At 69.6% G+C, this 14,909-nt stretch carries 15 protein-coding genes; 7 read left to right on the plus strand and 8 right to left on the minus strand.

Going from position 1 to position 14,909, the window contains the following annotated elements; all coding sequences use genetic code 11:
- Positions 1-2: 2 nt before the first annotated feature.
- Positions 3-896 (plus strand): DMT family transporter, encoded by an 894-nt coding sequence (locus ACN27E_RS18945; RefSeq protein WP_422749976.1) that lies wholly within the window; start codon positions 3-5, stop codon positions 894-896.
- Positions 897-907: 11 nt separating this feature from the next.
- On the opposite strand, the gene ACN27E_RS18950 is transcribed toward ACN27E_RS18945, so the two are convergent.
- Both ACN27E_RS18950 and ACN27E_RS18955 read right to left on the minus strand, forming a co-directional pair.
- Positions 908-1,507 (minus strand): sigma-70 family RNA polymerase sigma factor, encoded by a 600-nt coding sequence (locus tag ACN27E_RS18950; protein ID WP_422743773.1) that lies wholly within the window; start codon positions 1,505-1,507, stop codon positions 908-910.
- A 106-nt stretch (positions 1,508-1,613) separates the two neighbouring features.
- Positions 1,614-2,828 carry an MCE family protein gene (locus ACN27E_RS18955; RefSeq protein WP_422749978.1) on the minus strand — a complete coding sequence of 405 codons (1,215 nt, stop codon included), beginning with the start codon at positions 2,826-2,828 and terminating at the stop codon, positions 1,614-1,616.
- A 178-nt stretch (positions 2,829-3,006) separates the two neighbouring features.
- Between ACN27E_RS18955 and ACN27E_RS18960 the strand changes: the two genes are divergently transcribed.
- Positions 3,007-4,641 (plus strand): dihydroxyacetone kinase family protein, encoded by a 1,635-nt coding sequence (locus ACN27E_RS18960; protein ID WP_422743775.1) that lies wholly within the window; start codon positions 3,007-3,009, stop codon positions 4,639-4,641.
- A gap of 9 nt (positions 4,642-4,650) precedes the next feature.
- On the opposite strand, the gene ACN27E_RS18965 is transcribed toward ACN27E_RS18960, so the two are convergent.
- Positions 4,651-5,070 (minus strand): TIGR03668 family PPOX class F420-dependent oxidoreductase, encoded by a 420-nt coding sequence (locus tag ACN27E_RS18965; RefSeq protein WP_422743776.1) that lies wholly within the window; start codon positions 5,068-5,070, stop codon positions 4,651-4,653.
- Between the two features lie 7 nt (positions 5,071-5,077).
- Complete coding sequence (locus ACN27E_RS18970; protein WP_422743778.1) at positions 5,078-5,791, minus strand: hypothetical protein; 714 nt, start codon at positions 5,789-5,791, stop codon at positions 5,078-5,080.
- A 182-nt stretch (positions 5,792-5,973) separates the two neighbouring features.
- On the opposite strand from ACN27E_RS18970, the gene ACN27E_RS18975 reads away from it, so the two are divergent.
- From ACN27E_RS18975 to ACN27E_RS18990, 4 genes are read left to right on the plus strand one after another with little or no spacing between them, the layout of a single operon-like run.
- On the plus strand, positions 5,974-7,113 hold the full coding sequence (locus tag ACN27E_RS18975) for an ABC transporter substrate-binding protein (RefSeq protein WP_422743779.1): 1,140 nt from the start codon (positions 5,974-5,976) through the stop codon (positions 7,111-7,113).
- Between the two features lie 11 nt (positions 7,114-7,124).
- Positions 7,125-7,970 carry an ABC transporter permease gene (locus tag ACN27E_RS18980; RefSeq protein WP_422749979.1) on the plus strand — a complete coding sequence of 282 codons (846 nt, stop codon included), beginning with the start codon at positions 7,125-7,127 and terminating at the stop codon, positions 7,968-7,970.
- Complete coding sequence (locus ACN27E_RS18985) at positions 7,967-8,782, plus strand: ABC transporter permease (protein WP_422743781.1); 816 nt, start codon at positions 7,967-7,969, stop codon at positions 8,780-8,782. The genes ACN27E_RS18980 and ACN27E_RS18985 overlap by 4 nt, the downstream gene beginning before the upstream one ends.
- On the plus strand, positions 8,779-9,813 hold the full coding sequence (locus ACN27E_RS18990; RefSeq protein WP_422743782.1) for an ABC transporter ATP-binding protein: 1,035 nt from the start codon (positions 8,779-8,781) through the stop codon (positions 9,811-9,813). The genes ACN27E_RS18985 and ACN27E_RS18990 overlap by 4 nt, the downstream gene beginning before the upstream one ends.
- Positions 9,814-9,835: 22 nt before the next feature.
- Here ACN27E_RS18990 and ACN27E_RS18995 read toward each other — a convergent pair whose 3' ends face one another.
- Genes ACN27E_RS18995 through ACN27E_RS19005 form a run of 3 tightly spaced genes read right to left on the minus strand, consistent with a single transcriptional unit; the run spans position 9,836 to position 12,440 of the window.
- Positions 9,836-11,038, minus strand: a complete 1,203-nt coding sequence (locus ACN27E_RS18995; protein WP_422743784.1) for a DUF222 domain-containing protein — start codon at positions 11,036-11,038, stop codon at positions 9,836-9,838.
- 30 nt (positions 11,039-11,068) lie between these two features.
- The gene (locus tag ACN27E_RS19000) at positions 11,069-11,647 is read right to left on the minus strand and encodes an orotate phosphoribosyltransferase (RefSeq protein WP_422743786.1); all 579 of its coding nucleotides are present in this window, start codon (positions 11,645-11,647) and stop codon (positions 11,069-11,071) included.
- The gene (locus ACN27E_RS19005) at positions 11,640-12,440 is read right to left on the minus strand and encodes a HugZ family protein (protein ID WP_422743788.1); all 801 of its coding nucleotides are present in this window, start codon (positions 12,438-12,440) and stop codon (positions 11,640-11,642) included. Before ACN27E_RS19005 ends, ACN27E_RS19000 begins: the two co-directional genes overlap by 8 nt.
- 57 nt (positions 12,441-12,497) lie before the next feature.
- Between ACN27E_RS19005 and ACN27E_RS19010 the strand changes: the two genes are divergently transcribed.
- Complete coding sequence (locus ACN27E_RS19010) at positions 12,498-13,778, plus strand: maltokinase N-terminal cap-like domain-containing protein (protein WP_422743790.1); 1,281 nt, start codon at positions 12,498-12,500, stop codon at positions 13,776-13,778.
- Between the two features lie 10 nt (positions 13,779-13,788).
- On the opposite strand, the gene ACN27E_RS19015 is transcribed toward ACN27E_RS19010, so the two are convergent.
- Complete coding sequence (locus tag ACN27E_RS19015) at positions 13,789-14,907, minus strand: acyl-CoA dehydrogenase family protein (protein ID WP_422743792.1); 1,119 nt, start codon at positions 14,905-14,907, stop codon at positions 13,789-13,791.
- Between the last annotated feature and the right edge of the window lie 2 nt (positions 14,908-14,909).

Below are 14,909 nucleotides of genomic sequence, written 5' to 3' on the forward strand. Positions count from 1 at the left end.
GCTTGTTCGGCCATGGATTAGCGGTGTTCTTCGCCCTGCTGGCAGCGATCTTCGCCGCGGTGGGCATCGTCGTCCGCCAGCGGGCCACCATGGACGTGCCGGCGGAGAAGGGCGTCAGCACCATGATGCTGACGACGCTGCTGCGCCGCCGGCTGTGGTGGGCGGGCACGGCAGCCGCGGTCGCGGGATACGCATTCCAGGCGCTGGCGCTGGGCTACGGGTCGCTGCTGCTCGTCCAGCCGGTGCTGGTGTCAGCGCTGTTGTTCGCGCTTCCGCTCAGCGCGCGCCTGGCCGGACGCCGGGTGACCCGGGCGGAATGGACGTGGGCTCTGGTGCTGACGGCGGCGCTGACCGTATTCGTCGCCCTGGCCAAGGCGAGCGCCGGCGACTACGACATCCCGGTGGCGCTGACCGTCGTGGTGGTGGCGGTCTCGGTCGTGATCGTGCTGGCCAGCGTGGCCCTGGCCGTGCGCAGTAGCGACTGGCGGCGCGCGGTGCTGCTGGCCGTCGGGGTCGGGGTGCTGTTCGGCCTGGTGGCCGTGCTCACGAAGATCGTCATGCACATGCTCACCGAAGGGCAGTTCGTCAGTGCGCTGACCACTCCGGCCCTGTACCTGGTGCTCATCCTCGGGGTGGCGGCGACGTTGTTGCAGCAGTCGGCGTTTCACGCCGGATCGCTGCAGACCTCGGTGCCGACGATGCTCGTGCTGGAGCCCGTGATCGCCGTCGTGCTGGGCGCCATCGTGCTCGGCGAGCATCTGTCGATCAGCGGTGCCGAGCCGGTCGCGCTGACCGCCGCTGCGTTCGCGATGGTGGCCGCGACCGTGGCGCTGGGCCGTGGGGAAGGCGCGTACGAGGAGAAGCTCGAAGCCGAGATGGCCGACCGCGGCGCGTAACTCAGCCGGACTCAGCCGGCCAGTGCGTGTGGTTCGGTGGTGGGCCGGTGCTCGCCGGCCAGGGTCAGCAACCGGCGTAACTGCTTGCGGCCGCGGTGCAGCCGCGACATGACCGTCCCGATCGGGACGCCGGTGATCTCGGCGATCTCGCGGAAGGGGTACCCGGCCACATCGGCGTAGTAGATCGCGGTGCGGAACTGCTCGGGCAGGGACTGCAGCGCCGCGCGCAGCTCGGCGTTGGGCAGGAGTTCCAGGGCGTGCTCCTCGGCCGAGCGCGTCGCGCGCCCGCCGCGCTGGACGTCGGCCAGCTCGGCGTCGCTGAATTCGGCGGTGAGCTGCTGCTGCGGCCGCCGTCGCAGTTTGCGGTAGTCGTTGATGAACGTATTGAGTTCGATGCGGTACATCCACGCCTGGAAGTTCGTGCCCTCGCTGAACTTCGCGAAGCCACGGAAGGCGTTGAGCACGGTCTGCTGGACCAGATCCTCGGCGTCGTGGTGGTTGCGCGTCAGCCGCAGAGCGCGCTGATGGAGATCGGGCAGCAGCGGCTGGGCCGCACGCTGGAATCGTCGGACGAGTTCCTGATCAGCGGCCGGGTGGGCGAGGACCTGCATGGCGAGCTCCCTTCGTGTCCTTGCACCAAGACTCGCCGCTGCGTTGAGCAAAGTCGTCCACGCGAGCGCCAAAACCGGCTACCTGCTAGCCGGTAGACCCGTCGGGCTAGGGGTTGATGGTGTTCTCGCCGACCTGCCGGCCCCACACGTATTCGATCGCGATCGGCTGGCCGAGTTCGAGGTGGTTGTAGGGGGCGATCGACGCGCCGGTGTCCATCACCAGGTAGGGCGCCGGCCACAGATCGCGGGTGATGGGCTGCCAGCAGCCGGGCCGGCCCTCGGGTCCGCCCTTGGCGTTGACCCGCGGCAGGTTGTCCGGGTAGACGTACGGGTTGGGTGCGCCCTGGATGGTGTTGTGCAACTGCACCGAATACCCGTTGCCGCCGTTGAACTGGCTGAACCGCGGCGCGACGTCATGGTAGTTGCGGATGGTGCAGAACAGCGCCGGGCTGTTGCGGTCGAGCACCTCACCGGTGGGGATCAGGTCCTCCAGTCCGCGCACCAGATAGGGTCCGCCGCGTTCGAAGACCTCGCCGCCGGTGTTGCCGAACCCGACGGCGGCCATCAGCGCCTGATCGAGGTTGCCGCGCTGCTCGTTGAGGGTGCGTGCGGTGGTGACGGCGTTGTCCAGGCCGTCGAACAGGTCCGGTGCGGCATCGGCGTAGACCTCGCCGAGGTCGGCGAGCAGCTGGGTGTCGCGGCGGATCTGGGGCATCCGCGGGTTGACGTCGGCCAGGATCGCGTTGCCGTCGATGATCGACTCACCGAAGCGGTCCCCCAGCCCGTCGAGGGCCTGGGCGGCGGCGGTCAGCGTCTGGTTCAGCTTGATCGGGTCGACCTGCTCGGCGACGTCCACGATGGTCTCGAACAGCGTGTTGAACTCGGTGCTCACCCCGCTCACGCGAATCTCATCGGCGCTCGAGACACGCTGCGGCACAGGGTTTTCCGGTGCTGTGAACGAAACGTACTTGTTGCCGAAGACGGTGGTGGCCTGGATTGCCACGTCGACGTTGGCCGGTAGCAGGTCGATGTACTTGGGATCGACGTCCAGGTTGAGCTGCGCGGCGGGGTTTCCGTTGTCGTCGACGGCTTCGACCGTGTCGACGCGGCCGATCTGCACGCCGTTGTAGGTGACCTTGGACCCGGGGTCCATGTTCAGTCCCGAGCGTTCGGCGATCAGCACCAGGCTGGTCTTCGGGGTGAAAGCTCCGCGGAACTGCATCCACACCAGCACCAGCACCACGACGATCAGCAGCACGGTCACCAGGAAGGCGATTTTCAGAGGCGGGTCGAACCGCCATTTGGTCAACCGTCGCTGCATCGCCGACGACGCCACCGCACATCCTTTTCCCCGACCGGAAGCAGTCGGCCATTTCGCGTAACGACCCGAACCGGATAGTTAAGTTAACTCACTTTTCCAACCGGTTGACGCCAACGCAAGCTCTGTGCCGAAGATGCGGCCCACATCACGGTCGGTGGTTCCCGCCTACAGTCGGGGCATGTCCCAGCGTTACTTCGTCGATTCGGTCGAGTCTTTTCTGCCCGACGCCTTGCGCGGCTTCGTCGCGGCGAACCCCGACGTGGCGTGGCACCGCGATCCGGGCTTCCTCGCGCGCCGGGAGCCGACGCCGGGGCGGGTGGCGATCCTGTCCGGCGGCGGGTCGGGACACGAACCGATGCACGCCGGCCTGATCGGGCAGGGGCTGCTCGACGCGGTCTGCCCAGGCCAGATCTTCACCTCCCCGAACGCCTTACAGATCGCCGGTGCCACGCGACACGTGAATTCCGGCGCCGGGGTGCTGCACATCGTCAAGAACTACACCGGCGACATGATGAATTTCCGGATCGCCCGCGACATCGTGGGTGAGGAGGGAATCGACACCGACGTCGTGGTGGTGGCCGACGACGTCGCGACCGACTCCGACGACGACGGGCCGGGCCGGCGGGGCACCGGCGCCACGATCTTGGTCGAGAAGGTCTGCGGGGCCGCGGCCGCCGACGGCGCGTCACTGGCCGAGGTGGCCGCCCTCGGCCGGCGGGTGGCGGACAACGCCCGCAGCATGTCGGTGGCGCTCGCCCCCTGCACGGTGCCCGGATCCGACCAGCCGTCGTTCGAGCTGGCTGCTGGTGAGATGGAGATCGGCATCGGCATCCACGGTGAGGCGGGGGTGGAGCGCACTGCGCTGCGCCCGGCCGGGGAGATCGTGCAGATCCTGCTCGAGCGAATCCTCGGCTCGCTGGCGCCGAACGGCGCCGAACAGGTGATCGTGGTGGTCAACGGGCTCGGCAGCACCCACCCGCTCGAGCTGCACCTGGTCTACGGCCACGTCCTCGCGCAGCTGCGCGCCGCCGGGGTTCGGGTGGTGCGCAGTCTGGTCGCAACCCTGGTCACGGCTCTGGACATGCGGGGGGCTTCGGTGACGGTGGTGCGCGCCGACGACGAGATCGTGCGCCGCTGGGACGCGCCGACCGACGCCCCGGCCTGGCCGCGACTGGCGGCCGCCGAGCCCGCCGACCTGGTCGACACCACCCTGGCCGAACCCGACGACCACGCCGACTCCGGTCCCGAATGCGGTTGGCTCACCGCTTTCGTCGGCCGGGTGCAGGAGGCGATCGATGACTTGACCGCGCTCGACCGGCAGGCCGGTGACGGAGATTTCGGGGTCAACATGTCCGCGGCGCTCGGCCCGTTCGCGCTGCCGCTACGGGGGACGGATGCCGAGGTGCTCGACGCGCTGTCCCGATCCTTCTTCGTCCGGGCCGGGGGGACCTCCGGCGCGGTGTTCGGCACGCTGTTGCGGGAACTGTCGAAAAGCTTCTCCGGTGATGAGCCGTTCGACCGGGCCTTCGCCGAGGGGGTGCGTGCGGGGCTCGGGGCGGTGGTCGACCTGGGCGGCGCCCAGGTCGGGGACAACACCGTCGTCGACGCGCTGCATCCGGCCAACGAGGCGTTGCAGCACGGCGGTTCCTCGGCCGAGGCGGCGCGAGCGGCCGCCGACGGGGCGGAGTCGACGCGCGACCGAGTGGCCCGCAAGGGCCGGGCGAGCTACGTCGGAGACGCCGGCCGCGGCGCCATCGACCCCGGCGCGCTGGTGGTCTCGTGGCTGTTCGAGGCGGCCGCGGAATCCCGTTGACGGCCGGGCTCAGGCCTGCCAGGACGACCAGCGCTGTACCGCGACGCTGATCACCGGACCATTGAGCGCCAACCGCTCGTACTGCGGATACTTCTGGCGCAGTAGCGCATAACCGGTAGCCATCTCGTCGCCGCTGTGGTGGACGGCCGCGGCGCCGTCCGCGCGCACCCACCACAGCTGGGTCCAGTCCTCGGTGTAGTGATCGACGAGCACGCAGACCCGCTCGTCGGCCTCGATGTTCGCCAGCCGCCTCAGCTCGCGGGTGGATTTCCGCTTGGCGTCCACCGCGGTGTAGACCACGTCGCGGTGCACGGCGAACACCACCGGCACCAGATGCGGGGCCCCGTCGGGGTTGAGCGTCGCCAGCACCGCGACCGGCGCGGTGGCGAACCGCTCGGCGGGGCTCGGCTGTTCGCCGTACGCGGTCACGGCGACATCAGTCCTCGTCGCTCGACGACCCGCGATTCGCTCCCACCTCCGGTTTGTCCCGCGGAATGTTGGTCGCGCGCGGTGGTTGGGTCTTGACCGACGGCGTGCGCGTCACGTTGATCTCCGGCTTCTTGCTCGGGCGCTCCGTCGGGTAGTAGACCGGGCCGCCGTTGCCCGCGACCGGCGGTGGTGGTGGGGGCGGCGGCGGTGGCGGGGGCGGAGGCAGCGGGGGTGGGAGCTGACTGGTCGCAGTGGGTGTCGGCGACGGCGTCGATGTGGGGGTGGGCTGTACGCCGGGCCGGTCAGCCGGACCGTCCTCGTCCTCCGAACCGCCGAAGATCAGCAGTACCGCCGCCACCACCAGGGCGCCGGCCGCCAGGGCCAGCGCGAGCAGCACGGTGACGGCCTGACGCGTGCGGTACCACGGGGTCGGCGGGGGCCGGAAGGTCCAGGTGTTGGCGTTGAATGCGTCGAAGCGGTCCTGCTGTGGGGCCGGCGGTTCGTAAGGCGGCGGCTCGAAGGGCGGCGGCTCGACGGATTCCGGGGGCCGAGCCGGTTGCTGCTGCTCGGCGTAGTCGTCGGCGGCGGGCTGGAGGATCTCGTCGGCGTCCTCGTCGACGAAGTCCTGACTCAGGTAGTCCTGGTCGACGCCACGCGTCGGTTCGTCCCAGCGGTAGTCGGACTGCGCCGGGGCCTCGAACTGCGGTCTGCCTTCAGCCACGTCCCGATGCTATCGGTGCGAACAGTGCGATCGCGCGGTCGCGGCGGACATCCCCAACGCCCTGCCCGAAGCGCCCCGTCACGATAGTGTCTTCTCGCCCCATCGGGATCCATTAACTGCGCTGACCCGTCGCGGTAACCGACGTGTCACCGCGGCGCTTCCTGACCATCGGAAGGTTCGGCATGACCTCTTCACGGCTCACTTCCCGGCTCTTCGCCGTCTGCGCGTCCGCTCTGGTGGGGCTCGGCCTCGCCGCGTGCGCACCGCCGGAAAAGGACAGCGGCGGCGGGCAGACCGACTCCGGCGTCGAGGTCGGCAAGGCCACCTCGGCCGACGACTTCGGCGGGATGGACAAGCTGGTCGAGGCGGCCAAGCAGGAGGGCGAACTCAACGTCATCGCCCTGCCGCCGGACTGGGCGAACTACGGCGCCATCATCGAAGCGTTCGGCAAGAAATACGGCATCAAGGTGAACTCGGCGCAGCCCGACGCCGCCAGCCAGGACGAGATCAACGCCGCCAATCAGCAGCGCGGCAAGAGCACCGCACCCGACGTCTTCGACCTCGGCCAGTCGGTCGCCTTGGCCAATACCGCGATGTTCGCGCCCTACAAGGTCGCCACCTTCGACGACATCCCCGAGGAGTTCAAGGACCCCGACGGCACCTGGGTCAACGACTACGGCGGCTACATGTCCATCGGCTACGACGCCAGCAAGGTGCCCCCGGTCAAGGAGGTCAACGACCTCCTCAAGCCCGAATACCGCGGCAAGGTGGCGCTCAACGGCGATCCCACCCAGGCCGGCGCCGCGTTCTCCGGCGTCATGATGGTCGCCCTGAGCCAGGGCGGTTCGGCCGACGACATCGCCCCGGGCGTCGAGTTCTTCCGCAAGCTCAAGGAGGCCGGCAACTTCCTGCCCGTCGACCCGACGCCGGCCACCATCGAATCCGGTCAGACGCCGGTGGTGATCGACTGGGACTACCTCAACGCCGCGGAGACCAAGAAGCTGCCGTCGTGGACGGTCGTGGTGCCGCCCGGTCCCGCCGTCGCCGGCTACTACTACCAGGCCATCAACAAGGAAGCGCCGCATCCCGCGGCCGCCCGGTTGTGGCAGGAGTTCCTCTACAGCGACGAGGGCCAGAACCTCTACCTCGGCGGCGGTGCCCGCCCGGTGCGGGCCGAGCCGATGCTCGCCGCCAAGACGCTGGATGCGGCCGCGTATGCGGCGCTGCCGGCGGTCACCGGTGAACCGGTGATCGTCTCGGTGGAGCAGAACAAGGCGGCGACCGACTATCTGGCCGCGAATTGGGCCAGCGCGATCGGCTGACCACCGCCGTGCTGGTCCGACGGGTCCGCGACAGTGTGCCGCTGCTGCCGTTCTTCGCGATCCTGACGGTCTTCCTGCTCATCCCGACGATCACCGTCGTCATCAGCGCGTTCTTCGCCGACGGGGTGTTCTCCCTGGCTCGCATCCAGGCGCTGTTCTCCCAGACAGCCCTGTCCGCGCTGTGGAAGAGCGTGCTGCTCTCGGGGAGCACCGCCCTGATCGGTGCGGTGCTCGGTGCGCTGCTGTCCTGGCTGATCGTCAGCAGCCCGCCGCAGTCGATGTTGCGCAGGGCGGTGCTCGCCCTGTGCAGTGTGCTGGCCCAATTCGGCGGTGTCGCACTGGCGTTCGCGTTTCTGGCGACCGTGGGGCTCAACGGGGTGCTGACCCTGTGGGTGCAGCAGGCGCTCGGCTGGAACCTGGCCGGCTCGGGGTGGCTCTACACGCTGACCGGGCTGATCCTGGTCTACACCTATTTCCAGATCCCGCTCATGGTGATCGTCTTCGTGCCCGCGCTGGAGGGGCTGCGCGAACAGTGGCGCGAAGCCGCGCTCAATCTGGGTGCGTCCACCTGGCGGTACTGGCGTGAGGTCGGTTTCCCCCTGCTCGCACCGGCGTTCCTCGGATCGGCACTGTTGTTGTTCGCCAACGCCTTTGCCGCCTATGCGACGGCGGCGGCGCTGGTCAGCCAGGGCAGTCCGATCGTGCCACTGCTCATCCGGGCGGCGCTCACCAGTGAGGTGGTACTCGGCCAGTCCGGCTTCGCGTACGCGCTGGCGTTGGAGATGGTGGTCGTGGTCGCGGTGGTGATGGTGGCCTACAACGCGCTGCTTCGGCGCACTGCGCGGTGGCTGCAATGAGAGCGGTCCGGGCCCTGCTGTGGGTCGCCTTCGCGCTGTTCTTCCTGTTCCCGCTCTATGCGATGGCCGACTTCTCGACCCGCGACCTCGTCTCGGGCGGGCGCACGCTGCAGGCGTGGCAGAACCTGGTGTCCGACCAGGCGCTCTACGAGTCGATCCTGGTCTCGTTGTCGTTGGCCGTGCTGACGGTCCTGGCCATGCTCGCGGTGCTGGTCCCGACGATGATCTGGGTGCGGCTGCGGGTGCCGTGGGCGCGCCGGCCCGTCGAATTCCTGTGCCTGCTCCCGCTGACCATCCCGGCGCTGGTGATCGTCGTCGGCCTGCGCAACGTCTACCTGTGGGTCACCTACTTCCTCGGTGAGTCGGCGCTGACGCTGACCTTCGTCTACGTCGTGCTGGTGCTGCCGTTCGCCTACCGCGCGATCGACGCCGCGCTGTCGGGGATCGACCTGCAGACCCTCTCGGAGGCGGCGCGCTCGCTGGGGGCGGGCTGGTTCACGACGATCGTGCGGGTGGTGGTGCCCAACATCTGGTCGGGCATCCTGTCTGCGGCGTTCATCTCGATCGCCGTGGTGCTCGGCGAGTACACGATCGCCTCGCTGTCCGGCTATCAAACGCTGCAGGTGCAGATCGTCGCCCTCGGCAAGACCGACGGCCCGACGTCGGTCGCGGCGTCACTGGCGGTGCTGCTGTTCGGCTTTGCGCTGCTGCTCATCCTGTCGGCGGTCACCCGCGGGCGCCGCCGCGCCGATCCCGCATCCGCGCCCGTGCCCGTGCCGGGCGCCACCCCCACCACCGCAGGAGCCGCATGACCGTCGGAGTCGCCGTCGAACTCAACGACCTCACCCGGGTGTACGGCACCGTCAAGGCGCTCGACGGGCTGACGCTGCACATGCGGCCCGGTGAGCTGGTGGCGCTGCTCGGCCCGTCGGGGTGCGGGAAGACCACGGCGCTGCGGATCCTGGCGGGTCTGGACGAGGCGACCTTCGGCACGGTGAGCGTGGACGGCCGCGATGTCAGCCGGGTTCCGGCGAACAAGCGCGACATGGGCATGGTGTTCCAGGCGTACAGCCTCTTTCCGCACCTGACCGTGCTGGACAACGTCGCGTTCGGCCTGAAGATGCGCGGAAAGGCCAAGGCGGACCGTATCTCTCGGGCCGCTGAGATGCTCGAGGTGGTCGGACTGTCGGCGCATCAGCACAAGTACGCGCGCGAGTTGTCCGGCGGTCAGCAGCAGCGGGTGGCGCTGGCCCGAGCGCTGGCCATCCAGCCGCGCGTGCTGCTGCTCGATGAACCGCTCTCCGCCCTGGACGCCAAGGTGCGCGCGCAGCTGCGCGACGAGATCCGGCGGGTACAGCTGGAGTTCGGAACGACGACGCTGTTCGTCACCCATGACCAGGAGGAGGCGCTGGCCGTCGCCGACCGGGTCGGGGTGATGAGCCAAGGCCGGCTCGAGCAGCTCGCCGCCCCGGCCGAGCTGTACGCCAACCCGGCGACACCGTTCGTCGCCGAGTTCGTGGGGCTGAACAACAAACTGCCGGCACAGGTTTCGTCGGGATCAGCACATCTGCTCGGCACGTCGGTCCCGACGCTGCCCGGTTCGGTCACCTCGGGTGCGGGGTTGGCCATGGTGCGTCCCGAGTCGGTGTCCGTCAGCGTCGACGGTGAACCGAATGCGACCGTGACGTCGGTGGCGTTCCTCGGCCCGATCTCGCGGGTGTATCTGGCGCTGGAGGACGGAACCGTGTGCAGCGCGCAGCTTTCCAGTTCGTCGGCGAGCGACTTCGCCGCCGGGGATCCGGTGTCGGTCGGCGTCGAGCCGAATGCGGTGCTGGTGGTCTAGGCCGGAGTGGACCGGGCAGAGCCTAGGCCCCGAACGGCTGATACCACCACCAGTCGGCGCGCTCCCCGGTCGGTCCCGGGCAGGGCGCGACGCTCGGCGGGGGTGTCGTCGGCGGGCGGGCCAATGCGGCGCTGCTCAGTGGTCGCCCGCGATGGTCGGTGACGACCAGCTGGCCGGCAGGTCCCCGGAGATCGATGCCGCCCGAGTGGTGCAGGCGGTGATGGTACGGGCAGAGCAACACCAGATTGTCGAGTTCGGTGGCGCCGCCGTCCTCCCAGTGACGCAGATGATGGGCATGCAGACCCCGGGTGGCCCCGCAGCCGGGCACCACGCAGCAGCGGTCCCGATGCTCGAGTGCGCGGCGCAGGCGTCGACTGACCGTTCGGGTCGCCCGCCCGGAGCCGATGACGCGGCCGTCGCGTTCGAACCACGCCTCGCAGGTGGCGTCGCAGAGCAGGAAGCGGCGATCTTCGTCGGAGAGAAGTGGGCCCAGATGCAAGGCCGCAGCGGGCCTCTCGACGTCGAGGTGGATCACCACCGTGGTGTGCTGACCGTGCGGGCGGCGCACCGCGTCGGCGTCCCAGCCGGCCTCGACCAGGCTGTTGAACGCATCGAGGGTGGTCGGAAACGGGCGCGCCTGGTCGCCGGCGTGGTCGGCGATCTGCGCGTCCCGATGGGACTGCAACGCCGCCTCGAACTTCGCGGACTCCAGCCGGTGCAGGCGGATCTTCCAGGTGGTGTGATCGCCGTCGGTGTACTTGGTGAGCGAGGCGCCGGACTCGGGTTTCGGCGGGGCCGCGGGGCGCGGCTCCAATCTGACCGCGGTCCGCAGCTGATTGACCGTCGCTGATCGCGCCAGTTCGGCGTAGTGGGCGTCAGAGCCGTCAGCGGCGTTCTCGGCGATGACGCCCACCTGATCCAGCGACAGCCGGCCCTCCCGCATACTCGCCGCGCAGCGGGGGAACTGGTCGATCCGTCGCGCGATCGCGACGATCGTCTCGGCGTTTCGCGAGGAAGTCGCGGTCTTCCAGGCGATCAACGCGGGCACGGAGCGGGCGCCGGTCATCCCGGCGAGCTCGTCACGCTCGATCTCGGCGGCGATCTCCACGATGCGGGCATCGATCGCATTGCGCTGTCCGGTCAGCTCCGCGATCTCGTCGAACAACTCCTCGATGCGGTCCTTCGGGCTTACCCGATCGACCAGAGAGGTTGCGCTGCCGGACATGACTCCATCCAAGCAGCAGGGTCCGACACGCTAGACCGCCCGGATCGGCTCGATCCCCAGATCGCGGTAGGTCACCAGCGCGGCGAACGGGACGCCACGGCCGGCGAAGAGTTCCGCGGCCACGTCGCCGCGGTCGACCATCGGGATGACGCCGGCGACCACGGCCCCCGCGGCGACCACCCGGTCGAAGGCGATGGCCGTCGAACCGCCGGTGCTGATCACGTCATCGACGAGCAGTACCCGCATCCCGGGTTCGATGCGGGTGCCCTCGATCCACTGCTCGCGGCCGCGCTGCTTCTGCTCCTTACGCACCGAGAACCAGGCGGCGCCGGTGACGATCGCGATGCCGATCGCGATCGAGTCCGCGCCCATGGTCAGCCCGCCGACGGCATCGAACTCGATCCCGTTGCGCGCCGCGACATCGGCCATCGCCCGAGCCACCGTCGTCAGTCGCTCGCCGTTGTCGATCGCGTGTTTGCCGTCGATGTAGTCGTGGCTGAGCTGACCGCTGGCCAGCCGGAACGGCTCTTCTCGATGTTCGTAACCGCGGGTGCGGATCAACTCGAACGCCGCCTGCCAGCTGTCCGGACGGTCGGTCGGTTCAACCATGTCGTGCTCTTTTCGTCAATTCGACTGCTGCCGAACGTAACTCGCCGTAGGAACTGATCGGTCGGGCGTATCCCACCCGGGTGTAGGCCACCCCGCGCGCGGTCTCCACCCGAAGATCGAGACCGTAGCGGTCGGCGCCGGTACACGTCGCGGCCGACGTGTCCGGATATCCGCCGAGGGTCCGTGCCATCGCCAGCAGGGAGTCCGCGTGGTCGGCGTTGAGGTGGCTGATCGCACCCGCGGCGTGCGGCACCACCGGATCCGGCTCGGCAGCGGCGTAGGCCTGTCCCGTCGTCGAGTCCATCCGGCCGTAGCCGCCGACCCATCGCACCCGCTGCACGCGCAGCACCCACAGGGTGAAGTCGCTGTAGTCGATGTAGTACTTCGCGGCCGCCACCGCGTCCAGATGCGCAGCGCGGGCGGCGGCGTGCTCGTCACCCTCGGGCCGTTCGACCACCCCGGCCAGGGTCACCCGCCCGTTGGCCAGCGGATCGGCTTCGGTCGCCGGCGCGACGATCGCCAGGCTCGCCCGCGGATCGCCGGCGAGGTTGCGCCCGTGTTCGGCCAGATTCGACACGCACAGCACCGGTGCGCCGCCGAGCAGTCCGTAGGTGACGAACGAGGCCCATGGGTCGCCGTCGGAGGTCAGTGACGCCAGTGTGCCGGTGTTGGTGGAGGCGGCGATGGTGCGCGCCTCCTCGGCGGCCGACGGCCGGACGCTACTCTCCGGCGGGTTCAGCGGCGGAGGCACCGAGGGCGCGTCACCCGGGTCGCCGTGATCACGGTTGGCCACCTGCGGGACGATACCGCCGGGGATTCAGGTCAGCCCGCGATGGGTAGCAGAACATCAATGGACACGAACCTGCCGTTCGACCGATGGCTTCCCCAGCAGCGCTGGTACGGCGGACGCAGCCGCGAACTGGTCTCCGTCGACGCGGCGGCCGTGGTGGCCCTGCGCGACGACCTCGACCTGATGCTCCTCGACGCCCACTTCGCGACGGGCGAGCCCGAGCGGTATCAGGTGGTGGTGCGCTGGGGTCCGGCCGCAACGCCGGGGGACGGCGACACGTCGCTGATCGGCACCGACGGCGACCGGACCGGCTACGACGCCCTCCACGACCCCGATGCCGCGCACCACCTGCTGTCGCTGATCGACGGCTCGGCCCGCATCGGCGAGGTCAGCTTCACCAGAGAGCCCGACGTCACGCTGCCGCTGACTGCCGCTCCGAAGGTGTCGAGCGCCGAGCAGAGCAACACCAGCGTCATCTTCGGCAAGGAGGCCATGCTCAAGGTCTTCCGCCGGATCACCCCCGGGGTCAACCCGGACATCGAACTCAACCGGGTGCTCGGTCGCGCCGGCAACGTCCACGTCGCGAAGTTGCTCGGATCGTTCGAGACCAGCCTGGACGGCGAACCCTCCGCGCTCGGTATGGTCGCCGAATTCGCGGCGGGTTCCACCGAAGGGTGGGATATGGCGGTCGCGGGCGCGCGTGACTTCACCGACTTCACCGCCGATTCGAAGGCGCTCGGCGAGGCGGTCGCCTCCGTGCACGCCACGCTCGCGGCCGAACTGGACACCTCGTCGGTGCCGTTCCCCGCGGACACCGTGCTCGCGCGGCTCGCGACGGTCGCCTCGTCGGTGTCGGAGCTGGCGCCCTATGTCGCGCGGATCGAACAGCGCTACCGCGCGCTGGCCGACCGCGACATCACCGTGCACCGCGTGCACGGCGACCTGCATCTCGGTCAGGTGCTGCGCAGCCCGCAGCGCTGGCTGCTCATCGACTTCGAGGGCGAACCGGGCCAGCCGCTCGAGGATCGCCGCCGCCCGGACTCACCGCTGCGCGACGTCGCCGGGATGCTGCGGTCCTATGAGTACGCCGCGTATCAGCGCCTCATCGAGACCGGCGGGGACGATGCGCTGGCCCAGCGCGCCAGCGCGTGGGTCGAGGCCAACGTCGCCGCCTTCTGTGACGGCTACGCCGCGGCGGTGGGTACCGATCCGCGCGACGACGCCGATGTGCTCGGCGCGTACGAACTCGACAAGGCCGTGTACGAGGCGGGCTACGAAGCGCGGTACCGGCCGGGCTGGCTGCCCATTCCGATGCGGTCGATCGCCCGCCTCGTCGGCTGAGGGGTGTCTCCTAGACGGTGACGACCTCGTAATCGCCCAGACCACCGGTCAGCACGTGCAGCTGGTCCTGCGACGAGCCGAGGGTGTGCTCGATCGCGGTCAGCCGCGCCGCGTAATGCCCGACCGGATATTCGGCGGTCACCCCGATGCCGCCGTGCAGCTGGATGGCCTCCTGGGCGATGTGTCGCCCCGATCGGCCGATCTGCAGCTTGGCCCGCGCCGCGATGGCGGGGTCGAGGTTGCCGTCGGCGATGGACATCGCCGCGTAGTAGGTCATGCTGCGGGCCAATTCGAGCGAGACGTACATATCGGCCGCGCGCTGGGTGAGCGTCTGGAATTTGCTGAGCGTGACGCCGAACTGCTTACGCGTCTTGAGGTAGTCCGTGGTCAGGCGCAGCGCCTCCTCCATCGCCCCGAGCGCCTCGGCGCACAGCGCCGACTGCAGGCGCACCAGGGTGTCGGCGATCGCCGTCGAGGCGTCCCCGCCCGCGCCGAGCGGCTGGGCGGCCGCACCGTCGAGGTCGATCTGCGCACCGTGCTGACCGTCGAAGGTGCGGTAGGCCTGGCGGGTGACGTGCGCGGCCTCGCCGTCGACGTCGACCAGGAACAGGCCCGTCCCGCCGTCGGGCAGGGCGGCGCTGACGATCAGCGTGTCGGCGGCGTCGCCGGCGATGACCGGATTCTTGCGGCCACTGACGGTCCACGAGTCGCCCTGCTGGGCGGCCGTGGTGGTGACCGTCGTTGCGGCGCCGCGCAGCCCCGGCTCGGTGTGCGCGAAGGCCAGCAGCCGGCTGCCCGAGGCGACCTCGTCGAGCAGCTGCTTCTGCTCCTCGGAGCCGAGTTCGGCGATCAGCGCACCGGGGCCCAGGGCCGCCGACATGACCGGCTCGGGTGCCAGCCGTCGTCCGATCTCGGTGGAGACGACCATGATCTCGAGCTGGCCGCCGGCGTCCTCCTCGAATCCGAGTCCAAGCACACCGACCTCGGCCAGTTGGTTCCAGACGTCGCGGCTCCAGCCGAGTTCGCTGTCGATGACCTTGAGCCGGGTCTCGATGTCATAGGTGCGGGCCAGTACCTCGCGACTGGTGTCGCGGAGCAGAACCTGCTCGTCACTGAGGGCAAAGTCCATGG

Origin of the sequence: Mycobacterium sp. WMMD1722 (assembly GCF_049315205.1) — a bacterium.
Classification (GTDB): Bacteria; Actinomycetota; Actinomycetes; order Mycobacteriales; family Mycobacteriaceae; genus Mycobacterium.

Coding starts and splice junctions, on each gene's coding strand:
- ACN27E_RS18995 (WP_422743784.1), bottom strand. CDS start 11,038: ATGTCCGGCAGCGCAACCTCTCTGGTCGATCGGGTAAGCCCGAAGGAC.
- ACN27E_RS19010 (WP_422743790.1), top strand. CDS start 12,498: ATGGACACGAACCTGCCGTTCGACCGATGGCTTCCCCAGCAGCGCTGG.
- ACN27E_RS18955 (WP_422749978.1), bottom strand. CDS start 2,828: ATGCAGCGACGGTTGACCAAATGGCGGTTCGACCCGCCTCTGAAAATC.
- ACN27E_RS18985 (WP_422743781.1), top strand. CDS start 7,967: ATGAGAGCGGTCCGGGCCCTGCTGTGGGTCGCCTTCGCGCTGTTCTTC.
- ACN27E_RS18950 (WP_422743773.1), bottom strand. CDS start 1,507: ATGCAGGTCCTCGCCCACCCGGCCGCTGATCAGGAACTCGTCCGACGA.
- ACN27E_RS18975 (WP_422743779.1), top strand. CDS start 5,974: ATGACCTCTTCACGGCTCACTTCCCGGCTCTTCGCCGTCTGCGCGTCC.
- ACN27E_RS18990 (WP_422743782.1), top strand. CDS start 8,779: ATGACCGTCGGAGTCGCCGTCGAACTCAACGACCTCACCCGGGTGTAC.
- ACN27E_RS19015 (WP_422743792.1), bottom strand. CDS start 14,907: ATGGACTTTGCCCTCAGTGACGAGCAGGTTCTGCTCCGCGACACCAGT.
- ACN27E_RS19000 (WP_422743786.1), bottom strand. CDS start 11,647: ATGGTTGAACCGACCGACCGTCCGGACAGCTGGCAGGCGGCGTTCGAG.
- ACN27E_RS18960 (WP_422743775.1), top strand. CDS start 3,007: ATGTCCCAGCGTTACTTCGTCGATTCGGTCGAGTCTTTTCTGCCCGAC.